Origin of the sequence: Streptomyces sp. NPDC058646 (assembly GCF_042716875.1) — a bacterium.
Taxonomy (GTDB): Bacteria; Actinomycetota; Actinomycetes; order Streptomycetales; family Streptomycetaceae; genus Streptomyces.
Window position 1 is genome coordinate 35,637 of record NZ_JBHXRK010000018.1, and the last position, 22,391, is coordinate 58,027.

Annotated in this window: 25 protein-coding genes and 3 pseudogenes; 20 read left to right on the forward strand and 8 right to left on the reverse strand. The window is 71.4% G+C overall.

Translation table 11 applies throughout. From position 1 onward, the window contains the following. Positions 1-50: 50 nt before the first annotated feature. Positions 51-656 (reverse strand): annotated as a pseudogene (locus tag ACFWUZ_RS22165) (DNA alkylation repair protein); the annotation flags it as partial. A gap of 294 nt (positions 657-950) precedes the next feature. Between ACFWUZ_RS22165 and ACFWUZ_RS22170 the strand changes: the two are divergent. Then, positions 951-1,640: a hypothetical protein gene (locus ACFWUZ_RS22170; RefSeq protein ID WP_384375416.1), complete on the forward strand. Its 690-nt coding sequence runs from the start codon at positions 951-953 to the stop codon at positions 1,638-1,640. Positions 1,641-2,020: 380 nt separating this feature from the next. Here ACFWUZ_RS22170 and ACFWUZ_RS22175 read toward each other — a convergent pair whose 3' ends face one another. Continuing rightward, on the reverse strand, positions 2,021-2,566 hold the full coding sequence (locus ACFWUZ_RS22175) for a DUF6328 family protein (RefSeq protein WP_384375419.1): 546 nt from the start codon (positions 2,564-2,566) through the stop codon (positions 2,021-2,023). 193 nt (positions 2,567-2,759) lie between these two features. On the opposite strand from ACFWUZ_RS22175, the gene ACFWUZ_RS22180 reads away from it, so the two are divergent. The 9 genes and pseudogenes from ACFWUZ_RS22180 (at position 2,760) to ACFWUZ_RS22220 (ending at position 11,321) form a co-directional block, all read left to right on the forward strand. Next, positions 2,760-3,569 (forward strand): alpha/beta fold hydrolase, encoded by an 810-nt coding sequence (locus tag ACFWUZ_RS22180; RefSeq protein ID WP_384375422.1) that lies wholly within the window; start codon positions 2,760-2,762, stop codon positions 3,567-3,569. Then, on the forward strand, positions 3,569-4,846 hold the full coding sequence (locus ACFWUZ_RS22185; protein ID WP_384375757.1) for a SpoIIE family protein phosphatase: 1,278 nt from the start codon (positions 3,569-3,571) through the stop codon (positions 4,844-4,846). Before ACFWUZ_RS22180 ends, ACFWUZ_RS22185 begins: the two co-directional genes overlap by 1 nt. Then, the gene (locus ACFWUZ_RS22190) at positions 4,843-5,199 is read left to right on the forward strand and encodes an STAS domain-containing protein (RefSeq protein WP_384375425.1); all 357 of its coding nucleotides are present in this window, start codon (positions 4,843-4,845) and stop codon (positions 5,197-5,199) included. Before ACFWUZ_RS22185 ends, ACFWUZ_RS22190 begins: the two co-directional genes overlap by 4 nt. Before the next feature lie 174 nt (positions 5,200-5,373). Continuing rightward, the gene (locus ACFWUZ_RS22195) at positions 5,374-6,657 is read left to right on the forward strand and encodes a hypothetical protein (RefSeq protein WP_384375428.1); all 1,284 of its coding nucleotides are present in this window, start codon (positions 5,374-5,376) and stop codon (positions 6,655-6,657) included. A 232-nt stretch (positions 6,658-6,889) separates the two neighbouring features. Further along, complete coding sequence (locus ACFWUZ_RS22200; RefSeq protein ID WP_384375431.1) at positions 6,890-7,318, forward strand: Rieske (2Fe-2S) protein; 429 nt, start codon at positions 6,890-6,892, stop codon at positions 7,316-7,318. A 17-nt stretch (positions 7,319-7,335) separates the two neighbouring features. Further along, complete coding sequence (locus ACFWUZ_RS22205; RefSeq protein WP_384375434.1) at positions 7,336-8,181, forward strand: hypothetical protein; 846 nt, start codon at positions 7,336-7,338, stop codon at positions 8,179-8,181. Between the two features lie 38 nt (positions 8,182-8,219). Further along, positions 8,220-8,998, forward strand: a pseudogene (locus ACFWUZ_RS22210) (inositol monophosphatase family protein). A 295-nt stretch (positions 8,999-9,293) separates the two neighbouring features. Next, entirely contained in the window at positions 9,294-10,520 is a 1,227-nt protein-coding gene (locus ACFWUZ_RS22215) for an acyltransferase family protein (protein ID WP_384375437.1), read from the forward strand. 309 nt (positions 10,521-10,829) lie between these two features. Further along, entirely contained in the window at positions 10,830-11,321 is a 492-nt protein-coding gene (locus tag ACFWUZ_RS22220) for a hypothetical protein (protein ID WP_384375767.1), read from the forward strand. On the opposite strand, the pseudogene ACFWUZ_RS22225 reads toward ACFWUZ_RS22220, so the two are convergent. Then, positions 11,307-11,951 (reverse strand): annotated as a pseudogene (locus tag ACFWUZ_RS22225) (MFS transporter); the annotation flags it as partial. The gene ACFWUZ_RS22220 and the pseudogene ACFWUZ_RS22225 overlap by 15 nt on opposite strands. A gap of 367 nt (positions 11,952-12,318) precedes the next feature. Between ACFWUZ_RS22225 and ACFWUZ_RS22230 the strand changes: the two are divergent. Continuing rightward, a complete protein-coding gene (locus ACFWUZ_RS22230; RefSeq protein ID WP_384375440.1) occupies positions 12,319-12,915 on the forward strand; it encodes a hypothetical protein in 597 nt (198 codons plus the stop codon). A 216-nt stretch (positions 12,916-13,131) separates the two neighbouring features. After that, the gene (locus ACFWUZ_RS22235) at positions 13,132-13,257 is read left to right on the forward strand and encodes a hypothetical protein (protein WP_384375443.1); all 126 of its coding nucleotides are present in this window, start codon (positions 13,132-13,134) and stop codon (positions 13,255-13,257) included. Between the two features lie 215 nt (positions 13,258-13,472). Here the strand turns inward: ACFWUZ_RS22235 and ACFWUZ_RS22240 are convergent, their stop codons facing one another. Next, positions 13,473-13,655: a hypothetical protein gene (locus ACFWUZ_RS22240; protein WP_384375446.1), complete on the reverse strand. Its 183-nt coding sequence runs from the start codon at positions 13,653-13,655 to the stop codon at positions 13,473-13,475. 205 nt (positions 13,656-13,860) lie between these two features. Here ACFWUZ_RS22240 and ACFWUZ_RS22245 point away from each other — a divergent pair, with 205 nt between their 5' ends. From ACFWUZ_RS22245 to ACFWUZ_RS22265, 5 genes are all read left to right on the forward strand, one after another. Further along, positions 13,861-14,136: a hypothetical protein gene (locus ACFWUZ_RS22245; RefSeq protein ID WP_384375449.1), complete on the forward strand. Its 276-nt coding sequence runs from the start codon at positions 13,861-13,863 to the stop codon at positions 14,134-14,136. A gap of 238 nt (positions 14,137-14,374) precedes the next feature. Further along, positions 14,375-14,839, forward strand: a complete 465-nt coding sequence (locus ACFWUZ_RS22250) for a hypothetical protein (RefSeq protein ID WP_384375452.1) — start codon at positions 14,375-14,377, stop codon at positions 14,837-14,839. A gap of 303 nt (positions 14,840-15,142) precedes the next feature. Beyond that, positions 15,143-15,358 (forward strand): hypothetical protein, encoded by a 216-nt coding sequence (locus ACFWUZ_RS22255; RefSeq protein ID WP_384375455.1) that lies wholly within the window; start codon positions 15,143-15,145, stop codon positions 15,356-15,358. Between the two features lie 366 nt (positions 15,359-15,724). Further along, on the forward strand, positions 15,725-15,895 hold the full coding sequence (locus ACFWUZ_RS22260) for a hypothetical protein (protein ID WP_384375458.1): 171 nt from the start codon (positions 15,725-15,727) through the stop codon (positions 15,893-15,895). Between the two features lie 377 nt (positions 15,896-16,272). Next, positions 16,273-16,824 carry a DUF1772 domain-containing protein gene (locus tag ACFWUZ_RS22265; protein ID WP_384375461.1) on the forward strand — a complete coding sequence of 184 codons (552 nt, stop codon included), beginning with the start codon at positions 16,273-16,275 and terminating at the stop codon, positions 16,822-16,824. 62 nt (positions 16,825-16,886) lie between these two features. Here ACFWUZ_RS22265 and ACFWUZ_RS22270 read toward each other — a convergent pair whose 3' ends face one another. Together ACFWUZ_RS22270 and ACFWUZ_RS22275 are read right to left on the reverse strand one after the other, a co-directional pair. Further along, on the reverse strand, positions 16,887-17,633 hold the full coding sequence (locus ACFWUZ_RS22270) for a DUF4232 domain-containing protein (protein ID WP_384375464.1): 747 nt from the start codon (positions 17,631-17,633) through the stop codon (positions 16,887-16,889). A gap of 132 nt (positions 17,634-17,765) precedes the next feature. Beyond that, complete coding sequence (locus tag ACFWUZ_RS22275) at positions 17,766-18,134, reverse strand: hypothetical protein (protein ID WP_384375467.1); 369 nt, start codon at positions 18,132-18,134, stop codon at positions 17,766-17,768. On the opposite strand from ACFWUZ_RS22275, the gene ACFWUZ_RS22280 reads away from it, so the two are divergent. After that, on the forward strand, positions 18,133-18,969 hold the full coding sequence (locus ACFWUZ_RS22280) for an alpha/beta fold hydrolase (RefSeq protein ID WP_384375470.1): 837 nt from the start codon (positions 18,133-18,135) through the stop codon (positions 18,967-18,969). The genes ACFWUZ_RS22275 and ACFWUZ_RS22280 overlap by 2 nt on opposite strands. Before the next feature lie 71 nt (positions 18,970-19,040). Here ACFWUZ_RS22280 and ACFWUZ_RS22285 read toward each other — a convergent pair whose 3' ends face one another. Together ACFWUZ_RS22285 and ACFWUZ_RS22290 are read right to left on the reverse strand one after the other, a co-directional pair. Then, on the reverse strand, positions 19,041-19,178 hold the full coding sequence (locus ACFWUZ_RS22285) for a hypothetical protein (protein ID WP_384375473.1): 138 nt from the start codon (positions 19,176-19,178) through the stop codon (positions 19,041-19,043). A gap of 70 nt (positions 19,179-19,248) precedes the next feature. After that, on the reverse strand, positions 19,249-20,034 hold the full coding sequence (locus ACFWUZ_RS22290) for a DUF72 domain-containing protein (RefSeq protein WP_384375476.1): 786 nt from the start codon (positions 20,032-20,034) through the stop codon (positions 19,249-19,251). A gap of 630 nt (positions 20,035-20,664) precedes the next feature. Here ACFWUZ_RS22290 and ACFWUZ_RS22295 point away from each other — a divergent pair. Both ACFWUZ_RS22295 and ACFWUZ_RS22300 read left to right on the forward strand, forming a co-directional pair. After that, positions 20,665-21,021 carry a hypothetical protein gene (locus ACFWUZ_RS22295; protein ID WP_384375479.1) on the forward strand — a complete coding sequence of 119 codons (357 nt, stop codon included), beginning with the start codon at positions 20,665-20,667 and terminating at the stop codon, positions 21,019-21,021. Positions 21,022-21,243: 222 nt separating this feature from the next. Further along, entirely contained in the window at positions 21,244-22,371 is a 1,128-nt protein-coding gene (locus ACFWUZ_RS22300) for a DUF6183 family protein (RefSeq protein ID WP_384375482.1), read from the forward strand. Positions 22,372-22,391: the final 20 nt, after the last annotated feature.

Consider the following 22,391-nt stretch of genomic DNA (forward strand, 5'->3'; position numbering starts at 1 on the left):
CCCCGAAGGGGCCGTCTTTCTGCACCGTCCGGCCGACACCACTCGCGCCCCGGGCCCTCCCACCCAGGTCCTACTGGTCGTTCCTTGAGCACCTCCAAGCGCTCACCGATGCCGACGGCACGGGCGCGGTACGCGGCGTGCTCGATCCCGATCCGGGCCAGGCAGTGGTTCATCGCCCACTGCAGGCGATCCGGGGCGTCCTGCATCTCGGTCTCGATGACGTCGAGGAGCGCTGCGAGGTCGAGTCCGTCGGGCTGCTGCGCCACGCGTTCGATGGTCAGCGCCCAGCCGGCACTCGCGACGACCGGATCCGGGTCGGCGGACCAGGCCACGCGCAGCTCCTCGGAGTGCGGATTCTTCTTCACCACGTAGTTCACGAGCCAGTCGTGCACCTTGGGTGTCCGCGCCTCGCGCACCATGGCGTCCAGCTCGTCGCGCTCGAAGGGCTTCGGGCGGCAGATCAGTGTCGCCAGGAGTCTCGCCGCGGTGTCGTCCGTCTCCCAGAGCCGCCGCGCGAGCTCCTGCTGCGTCTTCAGGCGCTTCGCCAGCGCGTGCAGCTTGCTGAGGTTCACACCGTGATCGTCACCGTGTTGCTCGTTCACCTTGCGTGCCCTCGGGTCCTCGAGCCCGGCCAGCTCGGCCATCACCTCGGCCATCACCTCGGCCACCATCGTCCCGGCCACCTCAGCCTCCTGCCCCTGCTCTCCGTCACGCGCGGGATTTCAGCCTATGACGGCGCCCCTGCCCCCTGTGCCGTGGACGCGGTCGCCGGTCCGTCCGGCGGGAAGCCACCGGCACGAGATCCCCGATCCGGTCCCCTCCCGGATCCCGTCCGTCCTGTTCGCCACGGCCTCAGGAATCGCCTGTTCGGACGCGCTGTGGGTTCGCGATCGGGTGAGTTCCGGCGCGGGTCCCCGCTGGAACGCGGTCATGGGACGAGCGTGGCGTCCATGACCACACTCTTTCGACTCCGCGGCCTGGCTCTCGCTCTGGCCGTCTCGTCCACGCTGATGGCCGGAGCCTGTGGTGGTGGCAGCCAGGATCCGGTCGCTGCTGCTCCCCAGGCACCGTCGCCCACGTCCGCCACGCCGACCGGTACCGGTGCGGGGATGACCGAGGACCAGCGGGAGCGCATGGCGCTGGTGCCCGCGGCCAAGATCCAGTGGAACCAGGCCGCCGACACCGCAGTCGCCGCAGTTCCTCAGGGCAGGCTCGTCGAGATCGAGCTGACCACCTCCCGCCCGGCCGGCACGGCCACCGCCTCGGGCACTCCGAGCCCGGCGAGCCCCTCCCCGGCCGCCGCCGCCCCGGTGTGGGACGTCACCGTCGCCGCGGAGGACGGAACCCAGCAGGACGTTCAGGTCGACGCGGTGACCGGGAAGGTGACCCGCTCGCGGGTCGAGCCCGGACAGGACGCGGACGACAAGAGCGAGCTGGCCGCACAGCTGCAGGCGGCGACCACCACGGCCCAGCAGGCGGCGCAGACGAGCACCGGCCGCACACAGGGCACCGTCACGGCGGTCGAACTCGACGACAAGGTCTGGTCCGTCGACGTCGTCACCCCGGACTGGAACAAGACCACTTACGACATCGACGTCGCCAAGGGCACCGTCGTGCGCGAGCACGTCGACCGCGACTGACCCCCCCGCCACGCGCTGCCGCTCCGGGGAGGCAACCGCCGAAGGCGGGAATTCTACGCCGGTGTGGATCCCGCCGTCGTGTCGGCGTCGCCCCTGCGATCACCTGCGGCGTCCGCGCGCCTCCATGGTCCGGAAGGTGTCCGTCCCCTCGGACAAGGCCGCCCCGGCGCGCGGACCGCCGTCCGCCGTACGGCCCGTACGGCGGACCGGCGACGTGAGGGAGAGCCCGGCGCGGCGGTCCCACAGGGAAACCGCCGCAGAGGCCGTACGGGCGATTCCGGGGCCGGGAGAGGGCGCGGGACGCGGCCCGCAGCGAGCTGCGCTCCTCGGCGGCCCGCTCGACCCGTGACGGGCGGTCGGCCGGGCCCGGCTCCCTGTGGTCAGGGGAGCGACCGCCTGCGGGCTTTGCGCCGCAGCCGCAGGGGCAGCGCCAGCCAGCACGCCCCGAACCACAGCATGACGACACCGACGACGATCTCGGCGATCGGGCCCCGGAGGACGACGTGGAGGACCAGGAGCAGGGTGCACCCGATGGTCAGCACCAGCATGACCATTCCGCACACCATCAACCGGCCCGCCGCCTCTACGACCTCGCTCTTGAGCCGTAGGCCCGACAGGAACCGGTGGATGGACACGGGGGCTATCAACGCCGCGGTCGAAGACGCCCCCAGGGCCGTCGTCAGCACGTACAGCGCACGGTCCCCGGGGCCGAGGTCCTTGAAGGCAGGGGTGAAGGCGAGGCTGAGCAGGAAGCCGAGGAGGATCTGGACGCCGGTCTGAGCGACCCTCGTCTCCTGCAGGATCTCGTGCCATCGACGGTTGACCCGGTCCCTGGGGCTTTCGGGCGGGCCGTGGTCCTCGGGCGTCGCGATCGATCCTGCGACGGGCGGCTGCACACCCGAAAGTGGATGCTCCGTCATGGTCATGGCGTCCTCCCTCAGCACTGGACTTGCTCCTCCCACTTCAGCCACCCCGGCGGGCAGCCGCCAGCGGACTCCCCGGATGGCGGATACGCCGGTGCAGCGCCGTATCCGCTGAGCCGAACGGGCTACGACCAAGGGGCTCGGCCGCGCGGCCGAGCGCGACGGAAGGCCCGGCCCGTCTGCGAGGATGTGCTGCATGGACGTGTTGAGCAGGAACCATGTGACTGTGTCGGGGTGTCCTGGGGGACCGGTGGTGGTGCTGGCCCACGGGTTCGGGTGTGATCAGAACATGTGGCGGCTGGTCGTCCCGATCCTGGAGCGCGACCACACGGTGGTCCTGTTCGACCATGTGGGAGCGGGACGTTCGGACCTGTCCGCGTGGAGCAAGGAGCGGTACTCCTCCCTGGACGGATACGTCGACGACGTGCTGGAGATCTGCCGGGAGCTGGCCCTGGGGCCGGTGACGTTCGTCGGACACTCGGTGAGCGCCTCGATCGGCGTGCTCGCCGCGGCCCGGGAGCCCCAGGCGTTCGCCGGCCTCGTCCTCCTCGCTCCGTCGCCGTGCTTCATCGACGATCCGTCCTCCGGCTACCGGGGCGGGTTCTCGGCCGCGGACATCGACGAGCTGCTGGAGTCGCTGGAAGCGAACTATCTGGGGTGGTCGGGCGCCATGGCTCCCGTGATCATGGGCAATCCCGAGCGTCCGGAACTGGGTGAGGAGCTGACCAACAGCTTCTGCCGCACCGACCCGGAGATCGCCCGGGTCTTCGCCCGCGTGACCTTCCTGTCCGACAACCGGGCCGACCTGGCGAAGGTCACCGTCCCCACGCTGGTCGCCCAGTGCTCCAGCGACGCGATCGCACCACCGGAGGTCGGATCCTTCGTCCACGCCCAGATCGACGGCAGCCGCCTGGTCACGCTGAACGCCACCGGACACTGCCCGCAGCTCGCCGCGCCGGAGGAGACCGCCGCCGCGATCGTCGCGTTCGTCGGAGCGGGCCGATGATGTGTGAGACCGAAAGTCACGAGGGTGGCGGGACCCCGCCCGAAGGCGAGGGCCCGCCACCGGGCGCTGACCCCGCTGCGTTCTCGGCCCTGCTGGAGGACAGCGCGGAGGACCTGTACGAGAACGCGCCGTGCGGCTACCTGTCCACCCTCCTCGACGGCCAGATCGCCAAGGTCAACACCACCCTGCTGAACTGGCTCGGCTGCTCGCGCGAGGACCTCGTGGGCCGCAGGACGTTCTCCGAGCTGCTCACCGTCGGCGGCCGCCTCTACCACGAGACCCACTTCGCCCCGCTGCTGCGCATGCAGGGCGAAGTCAGCGGCATCGCCCTGGAGCTGAAGACGACCGACGGACGCCGCCTGCCGGTCCTGGTCACCTCCACCGTGAAGGCGGGCAGGGACGGCCAGCCGCTGCTGATCCGCACCACCGTCTTCGACGCCCGCGACCGCCGGGCCTACGAGACCGAGCTGCTGCGGGCCCGCCAGGAATCGGAGCGCGAACGCGAACGCCTCCAACGGCTGAACGCCACGCTCCAGAAGACCCTGCTGCCGCCCGCCCTGGCCAGCGTGCCCGGCCTGGACGTCGGCGCGTACTACCACGTCGCATCCGCCGACGAGGTCGGCGGAGACTTCTACGACCTGTTCCCCCTGGCCGCCGGCACCTGGGGATTCTTCCTCGGCGACGTGTGCGGCAAGGGCGCGGCCGCCGCAGCCGTCACCTCCCTGGCCCGCTACACGCTCCGCGCCGCAGCCGTCTACGACCCCGACCCGGCTGCCGTGCTCGCCAACCTCAACACCGTCCTGAACCACGAGTACAACGGCCACGACCCGCGGTTCTGCACCGTCGTCTTCGGCCTGCTCACCCCCGAGGGCGACGCGGGCCGCTTCCACGTCACCCTGGCCAGCGGCGGTCATCCTCCGGCGCTGCTGCTGCGGGCCGACGGCACCGCCGCGTACCTGCCCACGCCCGGCGGCCAGCTCATCGGCGTCCTGCCGGACGCCCACATCGCCACCACGGCCCTCACCCTGGGATCCGGCGACACCCTGCTCCTGCACACCGACGGCCTCACCGAGGCCCACACGCCACGAGCGGGAGACGACGACCGCTACGGGGGAGAAGCCCTCCTCGACTTCGCCCGCGCCCTGGCGCCCACCACCGCGGCAGACGCCGTCGCCGCGGTCCGCGAGCTCCTCGACAGCTTCGGTACCGGAGTGGACGACGACACCGCTGTCCTCACCCTCAGCGTGCCCCCAGCCACCAGTGAAGAGCAGACGTGAAGCAGCTGACCTCCCGCACCCGCACCAGCCCGGTCGGCCCCGTCATCGAGCTCGCCGGCGACCTCGACCACCACACAGCCCCCGAGGTCCGCGCCCTGCTGCCCGACGTCGTCCTCGCGCCGGGACAACTGCTCGTCATCGACCTCGGCGGCCTCACCTTCTGCGACTCCTCCGGCATCACCGTCCTGATCGCCGCCCGCAACCACGCCCTGGCCGCCCGCGCCGGCATCGCGCTGGCCGCCGTACCGGACCGCGTCAGCCGCATCTTCCGCATCGTCGGCCTGGACCACGTGTTCCGTACCCACGCCACCGCCCAGGACGCGGAGAACACCTGGACCCCGCCGGCCGACTGACGCGAAGATCCGCTGGGCGGTTCCGCGGCCCACGCCGGGGTGTGAGCTGCGTCAACCACCCTCTCCCGAAACGGAGTTGACGGGGGTCCAACGCTACTGGCCTGCGCCCTGCACCACTTGGGGGAGAGGCCGGGCTTTGCGCCGACGGGATGCGAGAATCTAGATTCTCGCCGCATGACCATGTCACGTAGGACGATCATCAAGGGAATGGCGGCCGCGCCGTTCGTCACCGCGGCCGGCGCCGCCCTCGCCCCCGCCACGGCCCACGCCGCCACCATCCCGCCCGGCCAGTTCACGCTGGCCGAGCGGAACTCGAACACCTCGGGGCAGTTCGCCGACCACATCGCGGGCCTGGCCCGGGCCCTGCCCACCGTGGGGGTCTCCGAGGTGCTGGCCGCCGCCAACCGCCCCGCGACCAAGCTCTCCTCGGCGCCGGCCGGCGTCGGCGGCTTCTCGCACGGCTTCACCTGGAACCCCGGCGACCAGAGTGCGGTCGAATGGATCCCGCAGGGGATCACCACCAGTGCCGACGCCCTCGGCGCCGGCCTGTGGCCCGCGGGCGGCAAGCGGGTGGTCCTCGTGTCCTGGTACTTCGAGACCGACCCGGACGAGGACCAGGTGCACGAGTTCGCGATCGACAAGGGCATCCGCCTCAGCTTCGTCGACTACAGCTCGGCCTCCGCGCCCGTCTACCGGCACGTCCTGCTCGTCGAGCCCCTCCGCTCGGGCGACGGCACCTACACCTACCAGCCCATCCGCAAGCACGCCGGCGGGATCATGTGGTACGGCAACCGGCTGTACGTCGTCGACACGTACAAGGGGCTGCGGGTCTTCGACCTGGACCGGATGTTCGAGGTCAGCACCGGTCTCCCGGACATCTGCGGGAAGCACACGGACGGCAGTTACCACGCCTACGACTACCGGTTCGTCGCTCCGCAGATCGCCGCCTACGACAACACCGGAACCCTGCTGCGCTTCTCGGCGATCGGCCTCGACCGCGCGTCCAGCCCCGACAGCCTCACCGTCACCGAGTACGCCACCAGCCTGGACACCCCTGTCGTGGACTACTCCGGCGACGGCTGGAACGGCAACGGCACCAAGATCAACACGCCCAAGATCGTTCGGTGGCCGCTCGCCTCCACCACGCGCGAACTCGCCTCCACCACCGCGAGCGAAGCCGTCACGGTGAACCAGGGCAAGATCCAGGGCGTGGTCTCCCGCCAGAACAAGCACTACCTGTCACGCAGCGACGGCCCGTCCTCCAACGGCTACCTGCGGACCGTCACCTCCGGCACCGACACGCCCTCCACCGTCGTCCGCCTCGCCGTCGGCTCCGAGGACCTCAGCTTCCACAGCGGCACCACCACCGACTGGGCCTACCGCGAGTCCGTGATCTGGAACCTGAGCGAGTACGCGGGCCGCCGGGCGGTGTACGCCGTCTTCGCCGACGGCTCCTGAGGAACAGCCCCCGCCAGCCAGGCCCCACCCGGGGCGACGCATCGCGGCGGACACCACCGGCGCGCCCGCCCGACCGACAGGTCCGGGCGGGCGCCCGGCGCACAGTCAGCGCTCCGGACGGGTTCGCGGCGAACTCGCCCTGAAGGGGTGACGCTCCCCGGATGCGACGGCCCCCACTGCTATGCATAGGCGTCCGGATCCCCCAAGAGGACCAGTAGCCGAGGAGCCGCCGGTGGAAACGTCGCGACGGGACGTCATGCAGAAGGCCGCCGCGGCCGGACTCGCCTGGGCAGCGCTCGGATGCGCTGCCTGTCCTGCCGCCGCGGCGACTGCCGCGGAAGAGGAAGGACATTCCGAGAGCCCGACGGACCACCGCGCACCTCTCGCGAAGACCTCCGAGATCCCGGTCGGTGGCGGGAAGATCTTCCCGGAGCGGAACGTCCTGATCACACAGCCCGTCGCAGGGGTGTTCAAGGCGTTCAGCGCCACGTGCACCCACCAGGGCTGCGCCCTCTCCGGCGTCTCCCGCGGTACGGCCGACTGCCCGTGCCACGGCAGCGGGTTCAGCATCGCCGACGGCTCCGTGGCCCGTGGGCCGGCGACGGCGCCCCTGGCGTCGAAGCGGATCCGGGTCGCCGACGGCTCGATCCACCTCGTCTGAGAGGGCGGGTCCGGTCCGTGGGACAGGCCGAGCTGCGGGCCGCCGAAGGCGCCGGACCCTTCACCACCCGACGCACCTGGCAGCTGCCCGACGGGGGCGAGGTCGTCTGGGAGTCGCGCCTGGCTCGCCGCCGGGGCGTGCTCGCGGTCCGCGCGCCGGGTGCGCCGGCAGCCCGCCGCAGCCGGGCCGATGCCGCGTCCCTCAGCCGGCTGCGCCGCCTGAACTCCATCGCCGCCGGCGCCTTCGTGATCGGCGGCGCGCTCTTCGCGGCCGGCGCGGGGGTGGCCCAGTTCGGCTCGGGCGACGCGACCACCAGCGCCGGGATCTGCTTCGTCGGCGGCCTGTTCTTCAATACGGGCGGATACGTCTCCCTGCTCCAAGTGGTCAACGCCCCCCGGCACGTCCGGGCCGGGGCCGACGCCCTGGTCACCCGGCGGTGGCGGTGGTGGAGCTACGAGCCGATGCACCTGGACTGGGTCTGCGTCTTCGTGCTGCTGGTAGGCACGCTGGTGTTCGCGGTGAACCTGCTGGACTCCTTCCTCCGGGGCCTCGGCGCCCAGCAGGTCGACCGGCTGATCTGGACCCCCGACGTGATCGGGTGCGTGCTGTTCCTGATGTCCGGACACCTGTCGTTCGTGGAGGTCTGCCACGGCCGGGTCCGCGTCCTCGCGCACGACCTCGGCTGGTGGGTCGTCGCCGTCAACCAGCTCGGCTCCGTCCTCTTCATGGTGTCCGCGCTCGCGGCGTTCACCCCGGCGGCGACGGGCAGCGAACTCGACGCCGGCATCGCCAACTGGGGCACCCTGCTGGGCGCCCTCTGCTTCTCCGGGGGCGGCGTGCTCCAGTACGTCGAACGGCCCTGAGGCCGACAGGGGTACGTCGTCCCGGTACTGTGCACGCCGTGACCAACTCGACAACGAGCCCTGACGACACTGACGTTGCGATAGCTGCGGCGCGTGCCGGAGCCGAGGCCGTGCACTCCCGGTACGGGCAGCGGCTCACCCGGATCGACAAGGGTGCCGGGGACTTCGCCACTGACGCCGACGTAGCCGCCGAGCGGGCGATCCTCGACGTCATCCGCGCCGCGCGGCCCCAGGATGCGGTGCACGGCGAGGAGGGCGGGCAGCAAGGTGCGGCCGACGCGGTGCGCCAGTGGTTGGTGGACCCGTTGTGCGGCACGCTCAACTACGCCGTCGGCACCACCCTGGTCGCCGTCAACGTGGCTCTGCGCAACGGTCCGGCCGCAGTGGCCGACCCGTTCAGCGGCGAGGTCTACTTCACCGACGGCGAGACCGCGTGGGTGCGGCGCGAGGGGAAGGACACACGGCTGCCACCCAGCTGGTGGACGTGAACCTGGACCCGCCCTTTCCGAGCGCACCGGGATTCCGAGCGGTGGACCTGCTCGCCCACCCCGGGTTCGTCGCACGGTTGCGGCCGCGGGTCGTGTCCACGACGCTGGCACTGGCCTGGGTGGCGGCCGGCAAACGCGCCGCATACGTCACCGATGGCGGTGACCTGAGCGACAGCGTGCACTTCGCCGCCGGCATCGCCCTGTGCCAGGCCTCGGGCTGTGTCGTCACCGGAGTCGACGGAGCTCCGATCGGGCCGGCGGGCCGTGGACTCGTCGCGGCCGCGGACGCCGAGACCCACGGGCTCCTGCTGTCGATGATCAGCGGCTGAGCCCAGCGTCGTCCTCGCGGTCGCCCCGGACCACCTCCACACCGGACTGCGCCGGGCCCGACCGGCTGCGGAACCGGGACCGCAGGACGTGTACTTGATCACCCACGGTGGGTGCAACCGGCTCTTGAGCTGCCCCGGAACTGCCCGCGCGGTCAGGGCGGTCGCCCGGGGTGAGTGCGCCATCCAGTGACATGAGCTGAACACCCTTCCCCAGAACGTCGCTCTGCGTCAGCTGTACAGTGCCCCAGGTCTGGGAGCGGTCACCGGCCGCCGCACACACGTCGGAGGGTGAGGGATGACTGCGGGCAGTACCGGGCCGAGGAAAGGGCCGCGTCTCGCGGTGCTCGACGGGGTGCGGATCCTCGCCGCGGCCGGCGTCGTGTTCTACCACTTCGTCGTCCTGGAGAGCGGGTGGGGGCAGCCGACCGAGGACGTGTTTCCCGCCGCCCGCCCGTTCGCCCTGTACGGCTGGCTGGGCGTCGAGGTCTTCTTCCTGGTCAGCGGGTTCGTCATCTGCATGAGCGCCTGGGGCCGGACCCTGGGCGACTTCACCGTCTCCAGGATCTCCCGGCTCTTCCCCGCCTACTGGGCGGGCGTCGTCTTCACCGCCCTCGTGCTGTTCACCTGGCCCGAAGTGGGCCGGCTGAAGGAGCTCAGCGACGTCGTCGTGAACCTCTCGATGCTCCAGGGCGGCGTCGGCGTCCCGGACGTCGACGAGGCGTACTGGACCCTCTTCGTGGAGCTCAAGTTCTACGTGCTCTTCGCTGTCGTCGTCGTGCGCGGCGTGAACTACCGCAACTGCGTGCTCTTCTGCGGCATCTGGACCCTGGCCGGAGTGGTGGCCCCCGGCGTGGACAACCTCACCCTGTCCTTCTTCGCGGTCCCGTCCTACTCCCCGTACTTCATCGCCGGCATAGCCTTCTACCTGATGCGACGGTTCGGCCCGAACGGCGTGCTGTGGGGCATCGTCGGCCTCCAGTTCCTCCTCGCGCAGCACTACGTGCACGGCCGGATGATCTCCAGCCTCGGCCGCGGGATCACCGAGCGGACGCCCGCCTGGCCCGCCCACGTGATCATCGCGATCGGCTTCCTCGTCATGGGGGCCATCGCGCTCGGCGCCCTCGACCGGGTCCAGTGGTCCTGGCTGCCGCACGCGGGCGCGCTCACCTATCCGTTCTACCTGATCCACATGATGGCCGGGCTGACGCTCATCCACGGCTTCCGGAACGACGTGGCCCCGGTGCCGCTGGTCCTCGGCGTCACCGCGTTCATGCTGGTCCTCGCCTGGGGCATCCACCGGTTCGTGGAACGCCCGCTGGGACGCGTGCTGCGGGTCCAGCTCCGTCGCGGGTTGCGGGACATCCGTGCGTCCACGCCTCCGCCGTCGGCGACCCTCCTGCGGATCCCGGCCCAGCCCCCGGCCCCGTACGGCGAACGCGTCTCCGCCCACCACGGCGACGCCGCCTCGGGCGCCGCCGCGCCCCACCGCCGACCGTCCACCCCGCCGGAACGCCGCCGCTGAAGCCCGGGAGCCCGGGAGCCCGGGAGCCCGAGATCCTGCCCCGCTTCCAGCGACCGGGACGGGACGGAAGGGGGTGGCGGGAACGGTGTCGTCCTCGGGCGGCGCCACCGCGTCAAGGACGCGCCGGGCGCGTACATCCGATGTCGGTGCCCCCGGCCCACCGACCCGGCCCTGTCACACGGCTGTGACAGTCGGCGGACGGTCTCGTGAAGCTCGGAGGTCAGTCTCTTAACCAGAGGGCAAAACGGACATCACATCCCAGACCCTCTGAAATCACCTCCCCCGTTGTCTCTTACTGGAGTCCTTCTCATGGTCCGCACTTCTCGGAAGCAGCGTTTCGCGATGGTCGCCGTTTCGGCCGCGATAGTCGGCGGAGGTGTCCTGCTCCCCACCAGTGCATTTGCCGCCCAGTCCGCGCCGCAGACCGTCGAGCAGGCGCAGAGCGGTCACGAGAAGAACAAGAACAAGAAGGACCACCAGAAGGACAAGGGCAAGAAGCACCACGGCAAGAAGGACAAGAAGCACGGCAAGAAGAACAAGGTCCGCGACGTGGAGAACATGCCGGGCTGCAAGTTCTACCAGGGCAAGGTCTACTGCGAGCACAAGCCCGACAAGCCCGCGCCGGCCCCGGAGAAGCCTGCCCCCGCCCCGGAGAAGCCGGCTCCGGCACCCGAAAAGCCCGCCCCTCCCGCTCCGAACCCGGACGCGGAGGCTTCGGAGAAGGAGAACCCGGACCGCGTTCCGGCCCCGGCGTCTGCTCCCGAGACCCCTGTCGAGAAGGGCCCGGCCGCCTCGGGCTGACCCGAAGCCGTCCGAACCTGCCCGAGCCCCGCCGGTGAGACCGGCGGGGCCGGCGGCTACGACGGCGAGGTCAGGTAGCCGCAGGTAGAGGCCCACGAGGCCCAAGGGCCCCGCGACGAGGAACGGGATGCGCCAGCCCCACGCCTCGGTCTGACCGTCGTCGAGCACGGCGTACAGCGTGGTCACGGGGCCGGCCGCTCCGACGTAGCCGGCCAGGGTGCCGAATTCGAGGAAGCTGCCGAAGAAACCGCGGCGCTTGTCGGGTGCGTACTCGGCGATGAAGGTGGACGCTCCGCCGTACTCACCGCCGGTCGAGAAGCCCTGGAGCATGCGGAAGACGATCAGCAGGGCGGGGGCCCACAGACCGATCGTGCCGTGCGAAGGGATCAGGCCGATGGCGAACGTGCCGATCGCCATCAAGGTCATGGTGAGAGCCAGGACTTCTTCCGGCCGAGGCGGTCGCCCATCGGGCCGAAGAACATGCCGAAGTCGAACCATTCCATGGCGTTGCCCAGCGAGGCGCCTTCACCGCCCGCTTGACGGACTGGTCGTCCGCGACGGTGATGTCCGTCCTGCGGGGCGCTTCACCGCTTCCGGATCGGCCACCTGCGGGGGATGGGGGGCCGCCATGGCGGTCCTTTCCTCGATGGTGTTCGAGGAATGCCGCCTGCGCGATCATGGCGGCGGCAAACGGGGTGAACGTCCCGATGCGACGTGAATCACCCGGATCGCGCCTCGCCGGGCAGGCCTCAGAAGGGCGCAACCAGCCCGGCAGCCGAAGCCCTCCGTGTCCTCCGTAGGCGCGCAGCGCGCGAAGGCACGTCTGGCGACGTCCTGCCGACGGTACGCCCACCGGGGCCGGGTACCGTCCGGATCAACGACGCGACCGCACCACTTCGACCCCGAGGCCTCACGGCTCGCCGACCTGCCCGGATCCGGCCCCCACCCCCCCTGTGGTCGGCGACTTCCTCGCCACCACCAGCCAGGAGGCCACGGCATGACGACCACCCTCACACCACCCGAGGAATTCCGGGTCGCACGCCTGATCACCGATGGGCTCGACCCCAAGACCTGGATCATCGCGGACACCCTCCTCATCGGCTGGCACACCGGCCGCCTCGGCGGAGTCGGCTGGGGCCTTCTCGGCGCGCTGTTCGCCGCGGTCATACCCCTGGTCTTCATCACCTACGGCATCCGCCGCGGTCGCTGGGGCGACCGGCACGTCGGTCAGCGGCGCCAGCGCATCATCGTCATGACCTTCATCTCCGCCTCGGTCGCCACCGGGATCCTCCTGCTATGGGCCTTCAGCGCACCCCGCACGATGATTGCGCTGATCGCGGCCATGCTGGCGACCCTCACGGCCCTCCTCGCCGTGACCCCCGCCTGGAAGATCAGCGTGCACGCCGCCGTGTCGTCCGGAAGCGTCGCCATGCTCGCCCTGACCTACGGTCCCTGGCTGCTGCTCGCCTACCCCCTGGTCGCCGTCGTCGGCTGGTCCCGGGTGGAGCTGAAGGACCACACCCTCGCCCAAGTCCTTGCCGGTGCAGCGGTGGGCGGAGCCGTCGCGGCCGGTACCTTCGCCCTGGTCCGCTAGCGGCGGCACGGGCGCACAGCACGTGCTCCCGGGGCGCCGCGAGGGAGCGGTCCGAGTCCACGTGGCCCACGTGGTCCGCAAGCCCGCTGCTCGGAGCGGGCGGCCGGCCGCTCGGCGGTGTGATCCCGCCCTGGGGGCATCGTGCCCGCGGCCAGGCCCCCGTACCGCAGATGACGTCACATCTGACCGGGGCCGGATGCCGGGGTCCTCGCGAAGGTGACGGAGCGCGCCGGCGAAGGCGGGCGGCTGTACGCGGCCGGAAGAGCTGGCGGGGATGGGGACCTGCGCTGGAGCATGCAGGACTGGGACGCGGTGTGGTCGCCCTGGCTGCCGCAGGACTGATCCGGCAGCACGGGGCGCAGGCACTGACCGACGAGGCCGGACGAAGCGCGACGCGGTACTGGGTACGGACCTTGACCACATACCTGACCACCCTCACCTGCGCGTGCACCCGTGCCCGCGAACAGAGCTGCGGACGGGCCGGTGCGGGGCATGACAGAGCCCGGCCGGGTGACTACGGCTCGGCCGGGCTCTGCGTGCGTGGGGTACGGCGCTGCTCAGAAGTCGTTGCCGCGGAGCAGGTCCTCCTCGCGACGCCGCTCCCTCTCCTCGGGACGCTGACCGCCGCGGGACGGGGTGACGGGCTCGGGGTGGACCGGGTCCTGGCCGGGACGCTGCGGGTGCTTGTGCTCCTCGCGGCTCTTGCCGGGCTCCTGGCGCTTGTCCTGCTTACCGCCCATGACGGCGACTCCTTGCTACGGGGTGGGTGGGGGGGGGTGACTCATCCACCAACCTGACACGGAGCGCCACAGTTCGCATCTTTTCCGCTACGCAGTGTGATGGCGGGTGAATCCTGCCGGTGCGATGCGCCGGAATGCGGGCCGGCTCCCCAGTACGGAAGATGGTCGCGACCCCCTCACCCCGCACCGTCAGGAGCCGATTGCCATGGTGGAGCGCACGCCGCGCAACGACCACGCCGAGGTCACCCGCACTCTTCCCGCCGACACCCCGCCCGGGACGGTCAGCATGATGGGGGACTTCCACGCCTCGAGCCCCGGCGCCCACGCCCCGCAAGCACGCGAGGGCGGGCAGTGGGGCATAGCGGTCGCGCGGCCCGGCAGGAGCACGCACTCCGCCCGCTACCTGGCCGCCGGTGACTACTGGTTCAACGACGAGGGCAGCCGCCACCACGACGGCCCCCACGGCTGCCTCCGTACCTGAATGGCCCAACCTGCGTGACGTACGGCCATCGCAGGCGGTTGAGAGCGGCGGCACGTGCCAGCCGGCCCACCACCCCGGGCCGGTATCCGTGTGACGCCCGGCCCTGCCACCCCACCCGGCGGCAGGGCCGCCGTCGTGTCATCCCTCCCCGACGCCGCCGGGCACGTGATCACCCGGCCGGGACACGTGGCACTCTTGCAGGCAGACCTGCGTGCCGGAACGAAAGGTGAGCTGTGCGTTGAGCCTTGTCGCGAGGGGGGCCACCGGGTTCTGGGGGCCCGGCGATGACCCGGTGCCGCGGGCGGACCTCGTGGCCTTCAGAACCGCCTGCCATGCGGTTGCCCGGTCGATCACGGGCACGCTCGCCGAAGTGCCCCCGCACGGAGCCGCGTCGAGCTTTCGTACCGTACTGATCACCACCCCGTACGGTCGCACCACGGTCCTCTTGTGCCACCAGGTGCTCCCGGTCGTCGCTTTCGTGGCGAGCCCGCCGCAGGCCGGCGCGCCCTTGCCGGACTTCACACCACCGCCGGCGTGGGCGGGCGCGCTGGAGGTGAACGGCTTCCGGCTGCTCGACGTCGCCGAACTGAGCATGCCGCTGGCCTCGGCTGACATCGGCGAGCTTGCCCCAGCCGAGCTGACACAAGTGGCTTACTGGCGGCCCGACACGGTGGGCGAGCTGATGTTCAACCGGTGGGACTGAACGGGGTACTCACCTCGTCCCGTAAAGCGCGACCGCTCGGCCCGATCGGCTGCTGGGCCGGGCGGGGCCGAGCCGGGCATGCAGGCTCACTCCCACACGGCCGGGCGACCGCCGACCAGGACCGAGAACGTGGCGGGTTCGCCCCGGACGCGGGCCGCGGGTGCGGCGGCGAGGCCTTCGAGGTCCTGCCAGGCCGTGGACCTGCTCGGTGGAGTTCACCGCCGTCGACGCCCTCGATGTACTCCCGGCCTCGTCCGTGCGTGACCCCGGCCCGGGCGTCTGCGTTCGCATGGCGTGACCAACATGAAGCGCGTACTTGCCGCGGTCGCCCTCGCCGGCGCGGCCCTCTCCGTCACGGGCGTGGCCCAGGCGGCAGACGGCCCGCTGGGATCCGTATCCGCGATCGACGGTCTCGGGGTCGGTCTACCGACCAGCGATCTCGAGACCGGAGAACTCGCGGGCGACGTCGTCGCGGAGGGCGGGCTCGTCGGCACGCTCACGGGCGGTTCGGGTAACTAGGGCGGGCCGAGCGGGACTGCCCGGAGCACGAGGGCTGAGCGACGAAGGCGGACTCGCCCCCTTCCGGGAGTTCTGCCGCCGCCTGTGTCGCGCAGTGGTTCGGCGTGTGGTCCTCGGTCACGCCGCCCGGTCGAGGCCCGTTCAGCGGGCTGCTCGAGCCCCCCCGGTCCTGCGCGGCCCCCGCCCGGCCCGCCGGCAGACGTCGGCCTGCCCAGGGCTGCTCGTCGGCCGTCCGGCTGACGCCGGGCACGGGAGGTGGCGAAATCGCAGTGCATACCCGCCGGTAAGGAGGCCAAACGGTTGCAGATTTGATAGTTCTGGCCTGAGCCGGTGCACCAGTCCTGCCGGCCGAGGAGGGTGAGGGCCGTGCTCGAGGTCGACCGTCCACGGGTGCTCGTGTGCCCGTACTGCAAAGCCACGGACCAAGACGGCGCAGCGCGGACGCTGTCGGCTGTCGGCGGGGTGCTGTCGGTGACCTGGCACGCCCGCACCTGCCCGCACCTCGCGGCCGACCTGATCCTCGCAGCCGACCACTGACAGCCCGCCGGCTCCGTCTTCGGCCCGATGACGACGCCCTCGCGCAGGTGCAGGCCCCGGCCGGACACGCTCTCCGGGCTGCCACGCCCGCAGCGCGCCGCAGGGGGAGAGCCTGGGCGCGCCGGGCGCCGGTTCTGGCTCCGCGTGCCATGGTGAACGCGAATCCAGGGGGAGGGGTGGTCATCAATCACGGATGATCGCTCCCTACCCTGCTTTTCTGGATCCATGACCCGTACATCGACCGCACGCGCGTCTGCAGCCTCAGCCCGCCCGTCCGCCGTATCGGGTCTCCGGAGCCGTGCGGAAACCGCGACGGGGATGCCGTCGTGACCGGGCAGCAGCGCGCCGGGAACGGAGCCTTCGGGACCGTGGTCCTGATGGCGGCCACGATGACGACCGGACTGCTGGCGGGCTTCTTCGTGAACTGGTCGAACGCGGTCATGCCCGGTCTGCGCAACGTCGATGACCGGACTTTCGTCGAGGCTTTCCGGGCGCTCGATGCGGCGATCACCAATCCGCTGTTCCTCGGTGTCGGCTTCATGGGCACGCTGCTGTTCACCGGGCTGTCCGTGGTGCTCCATCTCCGCGCGGGGCAGCGGCCGGTGCTGATGTGGGCAGGGGCGGCACTGGTGTGCTGCCTGGTGGTGTTCGCGATCACGTTCGGCATCCATGAGCCGCTCAACGAGAAGATCCGGACGGCCACGGCCTCCGACAGCGGTGCCGCTCTCACGGCGGTCCGCGCCCAGCTCGACGAAGCGACGTGGACGACCTGGAACACCGTACGGGCTGTCGCGGCAACGATCGGGTTCGGCTGCCTCGCCTGGACCCTCGTGATCCGTCGAGGTCTGGGCCAGGAGGCGGCCAACCGCTCGACGGAGCAGCCGACGACCCGCTCGGGTGGGCCGCACGGGGATGCCCGCGAGCACTGACGAGGTCTGCCGTGGGCGCGCAAGAGTCCGAGATGACCGGACGGCTACCCGTCGTTTTTTCGTCAGTGCGGGAACAGTGGTGAGACGGCATTCTCCGAGCTGCTGTTCCAGTACGTCACGCGGGCCTTGTCGTCCACGTACACGGCGCCCTTCGGCATCTGCAGGAGGACGCCCTCGCCCGTGCTGCTGTCGGGCTGCTGGCCGTGCGGCGCGAGCGCCATGCTCTTCACGAGGGTGCTGACCTCCTTGTTGCTCTGGCGCAGGAGCAGACCCGCGTACGCCTCCTCCCCGGGAGCGAGGGTCACCTCCGTCCGGGGCTTGGAGTTCTTGAAGATCCCGACGAGCCGGCCGTTGCCGTCCTCCAGCCGGAGTACGGGATGCGTCCGCAGCTTGCACGGCCGGGTGCTGGTGTTGGTGACGGTCAGCAGGAGCTTCGTGTCGTCCTTGCTGGGTGGCACGGCCCACTCCACCTTGACGTCGGTGAACTCGTCGGGGCAGTTGCCGTCGATGCCCGTGGGGTCGCCCTCGGCTTCGCCCGGCCGGCCAGGCGCGGCGGAGGAGGAGGCGGAGGAGGGCTTGGTGGACGCCTTCGCCGGCGGAGACGCGGAGGCCGGGGGGACGGTCGGCGCGGACGCCGACGAGGACGGGGAAGACGATGCGGTAGGGGAGGCGGAGGACTTCGGCGGCGGGGTGGCGCCGGCCTTGCCGTCGCTCGGCCCGCAGGCCGTGGCGGTCAGGAGCGCGGTGGCGGCGAGGCCGAGGGCGCCGCGCGACCGGGCGTGGCTGGTCTTGCGGAAGGTGCGCATCATGAGCCCCCGTGGCTGCTGACGTGCTGGGATCGGTCTGGACAGGATGCCCGCCCAGGCTTCGGATTCACGCCCCGGCGAGGACCGTTACAGCTCTCGCATGCGGCGGTGACGGTTCCGTCGTGAGCGGCGCGATCAGGCTGCCTGGTCTGCTGTCCCGGCATGTCCGGCGCCCGCCAGCCTCCTCCTCTTCGCGAGCTCCACCACGCCGGCGAAGCTGCACGGGCCCCTTCCGGCGTCCATGCCGCGGCGGAACAGGTCGACCACGGCGGCCGGCAGCGCCGTGTCGACGCCCGCGTCGGCGTGGGGGTGCAGGACGCCTTCGACACCGGCCGTGCGCAGGGCGAGACCGCCCCGTGCGCCCGGCGAGGCGGTCCACGTCGCCCTCGGCGCTGGACGGGACGTGGTTCCAGACGTGGTCCCAGACCGGCATCTGCGCCGGTCTCCGCCCCCATCGACGTCCGAGGCATGGGGGCCCGTACGGGCGGAAAGACGTTTCACCATGGGGACACCGGAATCGCGGCGGCCGGTCACCGAGGGCCGGTTCCGTCATCGCGGGGCCGAGCTCGTGTACGACGACACCGGCACGGGACCCCTGGCGGTGTACGCGCACGGCGGCTTCGTCAGCCAGGCCGTCGAGCAGCGCATGGGCCTGTTCGACTGGGCGCCTGTCCTGCGGGCGGGTCGTCGGCTGGTCCGCTACGACGCACGCGCGCACGGCCGCTCCACCGGCCGGCCCGTGGACGCGGACTACACCTACGCATCGCTTGCCGACGACCTGCTGAGCCTACTCGACCACCTGGACACCACGGATCCCGTCGACGGGATCGGGGCATCGATGGGCTGCGGTACGTGCCTCCACGCCGCCGCCCGGGCGCCGGACCGTTTCTCCCGGCTGGTGCTGCTCCTTCCGCCGACCGCATGGGGGACCAGGGAGGCGTACGCCCGGGCCAACCGCGCTGCTGCCGCCACCATCGAACGGGAGGGGGCCGGGACCTGGCTCGCCGCCCGGGGTGACCCGCACCGGCCGGCGGTCGTCGCCGACGTCCCTGCGTTCCCGCCCACGCCCCCGGAGTCCGTCCTGCCGTCCGTCCTGCACGGCCTGGCCCGCTCCGACCTGCCCCCACCTGCCGCACTCGCCGCGCTGCGGTGCCCGACCCTGATCCTGACCTGGGTGGACGACCCGGGCCACCCGGTGTCGACCGCGGAAGCTCTGGCCGACTGCCTGCCCGAGGCCGAACTCCACCTCTCCCGTACCCGCGCCGACGTGCGGACCTGGGGAGTGCGTATCGCGGACTTCCTCACGGCCCCCCGCCTCCGGCCCCGCCACGACCTCTGACGCAGGCCGGTCGCCGCAGCGCGGGGTGACCCGTCCGGCCAGGTTCGAGGACGGGTGGCCGGGTGGCCTCCTCAGACGGGCAGTGGTGCGCGGACCGCGCGGGTGACGGTTGCGGCCCCGGCTGCCAGGGTCGCGGAGGCGGCGAGGACCGGGTTCACGCAGGAGGGGACCAGGTCGCCATCGGAGGTGCAGGGGTTCGACAGTCGCATGCGTAGAGGCCGCTCTGCCGGACGATCTCGCCGGGCTTCCACCGTTCCCGTCCGTGTGCAGGACTGGTGTCTATCCGTGCTGGTGCCGGGACACTCCAGGGCCTGTGGGCGCCCGCGCGCGGGACGGTCCTGGGGTACGCGTCAGCAGCCCGAAGGCCTCCGCGTCGATCACGGCCGCCCCGCCCGGGTCGTTGTTGAAGTAGGCGAAGACGTCCGCGTCCGCGGGCCAGGTGTCCGCGATCCGGGCCGCCCAGCTCCGAAGTGCCGTGGGCCCGTAGCGGGGGGCGGGCCGCGCCCGTCCTTCGTGGAACCGTACGTATCCCCAGTCGGCGGTGCGCCACAGCGGCGTCACGGGCCTCGATCCGCGGTCGGCCCAGCACAGCGCCGCGCCCCGGTCGGCAAGGACCGAGCGCACAGCCTCCGTCCACCAGGACGGGTGCCGTGGTTCGACGGCGACGCGTGTGCCCTCGGGGAAGCAGGCCAGGCAGGCGTCGAGAGCGGCCGGATCGGCCCGAAGGGTGGGCGGCAGCTGGAGCAGCACGGGTCCGAGCCGGTCCCCGAGGGACGCGGCGTGCGTCATGAGGCGCTCGACCGGCTCGGCGGGTTCGCGCAGTCGCTTGATGTGCGTCAGGAAGCGGCTCGCCTTCACCGCCATGACGAAGCCGGGCGGCGTGCGGGCGCGCCAGCGGGCGAACGTTTCGGGCGAGGGAAGCCGATAGAAGGCGTTGTTGCTCTCCACCGTGCAGAAGTGCTGCGTGTACTCCTCCAGCCACAGCCTCTGCGGCCGGTCGGACGGATAGAGGACGCCCGACCAGTCCCGGTACTGCCACCCGGAGGTGCCCACGAACACGGCCATACCGTCCGCCTGCCCTGAGCACAGCCCGGCACACCTCGCGCCGTACGCAGTGAGCACGGGGAGGAGGCATCGCGGTCGGTCGCCTGGCCCCGATTGCCGCGCGAGCCGTACCGCGAACGCCCGGTTCGGCGTCACGGCGTCGGGCAGAAGCCGACTGCCGTCCCGTGGCCCCGGCTACGGGACGGACCAGGGCACATGAACCGGATCCGTCCAGGGTTCGGAGGGGTGGCGGCCATGGCCGCGAGCGCGAGAGCCGCCCCGGCCGCAACCGTGACCGCAGGCCTGGGGTAGGGCGCGACTCCCTGTCTGCCCTGCGCTCGCGCGGCGGGCGACTGCCAGGAGTGCCCACGGTTCGGGGACGCCGCGCAGACCGTCTTCGGGCGAGGGCCCGGCCCGTCTCTGCCAGCTCCTACATCGGCTAGTGGTGACTCACCGTAACGGGCGAGCGCGGTGCGGTGCGCCAGAGAGGACGATGGCGTGGGACGCGCCGCCTGTCACGCGGCTGTGACAGTCGACGGACGGTCTCGTGAAGCTCGGAGGTCAGTCTCTTAACCAGAGGGCAAAACGGACATCACATCCCAGACCCTCTTAAATTACCTACCCCGTTGTCTCTTGACTGGAGTCCTTCTCATGGTCCGCACTTCTCGGAAGCAGCGTTTCGCGATGGTCGCCGTTTCGGCCGCGATAGTCGGCGGAGGTGTCCTGCTCCCCACCAGTGCATTTGCCGCCCAGGCCGCGCCGCAGACCGTCGAGCAGGCGCAGAGCGGTCACGACAAGCACAAGCACCAGAACAAGAAGGACCACCATAAGGACAAGGGCAAGAAGCACCACGGCAAGAAGGACAAGAAGCACGGCAAGAAGAACAAGGTCCGCGACGTGGAGAACATGCCGGGCTGCAAGTTCTACCAGGGCAAGGTCTACTGCGAGCACAAGCCCGACAAGCCCGCGCCGGCCCCGGAAAAGCCCGCCCCGGCCCCGGCGAAGTAGCCTCTCCAGCGCGGTCCCGCCGAGCCCAGGCGCTCCCGGCGGAGGTGTCTGCAGCGCCTCGTATCGAAGCGGAAGCACATCGTCATGCAGCTGATCAGCCCCTGCGGGCGCTCGGGGCCCGCAGGGGCTCTCGGCGCCTGTCGGGGCCGTGCCGCCCCCCCGGCATCGCGCCTCTTCGCGGGGCCGAGAGAATCCGCAGGCGAAGCTCTAGGCTGGCGCACCGTGAAGGATGAGTCGAACGAACAAGCGACGTACAGCAGCGGGCCGGAGTTCATCCCGCGCCACGAGGCGCTCCGGCACGCCTTCGCAGGGGACATCGCCTATCTGCGCCGGGTGGGTTCACAGCTCACCACCCGATACGCAACCGCTGCGAGGGCAGCCCAGGTCCACGGCAGCGACCTCTCCTACCTCCACCGACTCCTCGCCACGACCCCCGGCCGAGACAGCGTCGAACTGCTCCTCCAGCTCCTCTCCGAACAGGAAGCCGCCGTCGGGGCGACGGAACTCCAACTGCCGCTCATGGCCACGATGCTCGCCCAGCACCAACCGGCCGCGATCCTCGTGCAGACGGCTTTCGCGGACATCCCTGAGGGTGACCGGCTCGGTGAGCTGCGCACCTGCCTGTTCCACGAGTTGCTGTTGCGCGGCGTGGATCCGGACGAGTACCCCGCCCTGCGTCCCCCCTCGCGGCTGCATACCCTGGCGTGGCTCCCCGACCGCCGCCGTGGGCTGGAGACCGCCCCCGACTTCACGAGCCACTCCGCGAACGGCTCGGCCGGTGGTGTGAAGACCGGCCTGCCCGCCCACGGCCGCCTGGACCCGCCGACGCCCCGTTCGGACGCGGCATCATCGATGCGGAACTCCGTCTCCGTGGACGAGCACAACCTCATCGTCGCCGCCGTCGAGGGGAACTGGAGCTACGCCGAGGCCTGGGTCTTCCGACCGGACCAACCCATAGCCCCCGACCGGGTGCCCGCCCTGCTCCCCGCCCTGCCGATGGACTGCGTCGCAGGCCTGGGCCCCTCCGGCCGCTACGAGATAGCCTCCCGCCCCACAGGTGACATCTGGTCCCTGCTGTTCGCCACCGCGTCGATCGGTGGCTTCTACGGGCGTGGCAGGTACGGGGCATGGGGCCGGCTCCAGGCGTGGCGTTCGCTGGCGGGCCTGTGCGGCGCCCCGATGGGCGCGAGTGCAGCGGAGGTGGAACTCCGCGCCGAGCAAAGCACCTGGTTCCATTTCGAGTCCGACGCGGAGTGGTTCCACCACGACGGCGGCAGCAACTACGGCATCGCAGCCCTCTCCCCGGACGGCCGCCGCCTCGCCGTCCTTGCGGCCACGGATACCGACTGAAGGCTGTTGCAGCAGGTCCG

Bases quoted from the DNA above. Each gene is read 5' to 3' on its own strand.
- ACFWUZ_RS22255 (WP_384375455.1), top strand. From the start codon at position 15,143: ATGAAGCGCGTACTTGCCGCGGTCGCCCTCGCCGGCGCGGCCCTCTCC.
- ACFWUZ_RS22290 (WP_384375476.1), bottom strand. From the start codon at position 20,034: ATGGCCGTGTTCGTGGGCACCTCCGGGTGGCAGTACCGGGACTGGTCG.
- ACFWUZ_RS22275 (WP_384375467.1), bottom strand. From the start codon at position 18,134: ATGGTGAAACGTCTTTCCGCCCGTACGGGCCCCCATGCCTCGGACGTC.
- ACFWUZ_RS22285 (WP_384375473.1), bottom strand. From the start codon at position 19,178: ATGCGACTGTCGAACCCCTGCACCTCCGATGGCGACCTGGTCCCCTCC.
- ACFWUZ_RS22175 (WP_384375419.1), bottom strand. From the start codon at position 2,566: ATGACCATGACGGAGCATCCACTTTCGGGTGTGCAGCCGCCCGTCGCA.
- ACFWUZ_RS22180 (WP_384375422.1), top strand. From the start codon at position 2,760: ATGGACGTGTTGAGCAGGAACCATGTGACTGTGTCGGGGTGTCCTGGG.
- ACFWUZ_RS22185 (WP_384375757.1), top strand. From the start codon at position 3,569: ATGTGTGAGACCGAAAGTCACGAGGGTGGCGGGACCCCGCCCGAAGGC.
- ACFWUZ_RS22280 (WP_384375470.1), top strand. From the start codon at position 18,133: ATGGGGACACCGGAATCGCGGCGGCCGGTCACCGAGGGCCGGTTCCGT.
- ACFWUZ_RS22295 (WP_384375479.1), top strand. From the start codon at position 20,665: ATGGTCCGCACTTCTCGGAAGCAGCGTTTCGCGATGGTCGCCGTTTCG.
- ACFWUZ_RS22195 (WP_384375428.1), top strand. From the start codon at position 5,374: ATGACCATGTCACGTAGGACGATCATCAAGGGAATGGCGGCCGCGCCG.
- ACFWUZ_RS22215 (WP_384375437.1), top strand. From the start codon at position 9,294: ATGACTGCGGGCAGTACCGGGCCGAGGAAAGGGCCGCGTCTCGCGGTG.
- ACFWUZ_RS22270 (WP_384375464.1), bottom strand. From the start codon at position 17,633: ATGATGCGCACCTTCCGCAAGACCAGCCACGCCCGGTCGCGCGGCGCC.
- ACFWUZ_RS22245 (WP_384375449.1), top strand. From the start codon at position 13,861: ATGGTGGAGCGCACGCCGCGCAACGACCACGCCGAGGTCACCCGCACT.
- ACFWUZ_RS22240 (WP_384375446.1), bottom strand. From the start codon at position 13,655: ATGGGCGGTAAGCAGGACAAGCGCCAGGAGCCCGGCAAGAGCCGCGAG.
- ACFWUZ_RS22170 (WP_384375416.1), top strand. From the start codon at position 951: ATGACCACACTCTTTCGACTCCGCGGCCTGGCTCTCGCTCTGGCCGTC.
- ACFWUZ_RS22265 (WP_384375461.1), top strand. From the start codon at position 16,273: ATGGCGGCCACGATGACGACCGGACTGCTGGCGGGCTTCTTCGTGAAC.
- ACFWUZ_RS22230 (WP_384375440.1), top strand. From the start codon at position 12,319: ATGACGACCACCCTCACACCACCCGAGGAATTCCGGGTCGCACGCCTG.
- ACFWUZ_RS22220 (WP_384375767.1), top strand. From the start codon at position 10,830: ATGGTCCGCACTTCTCGGAAGCAGCGTTTCGCGATGGTCGCCGTTTCG.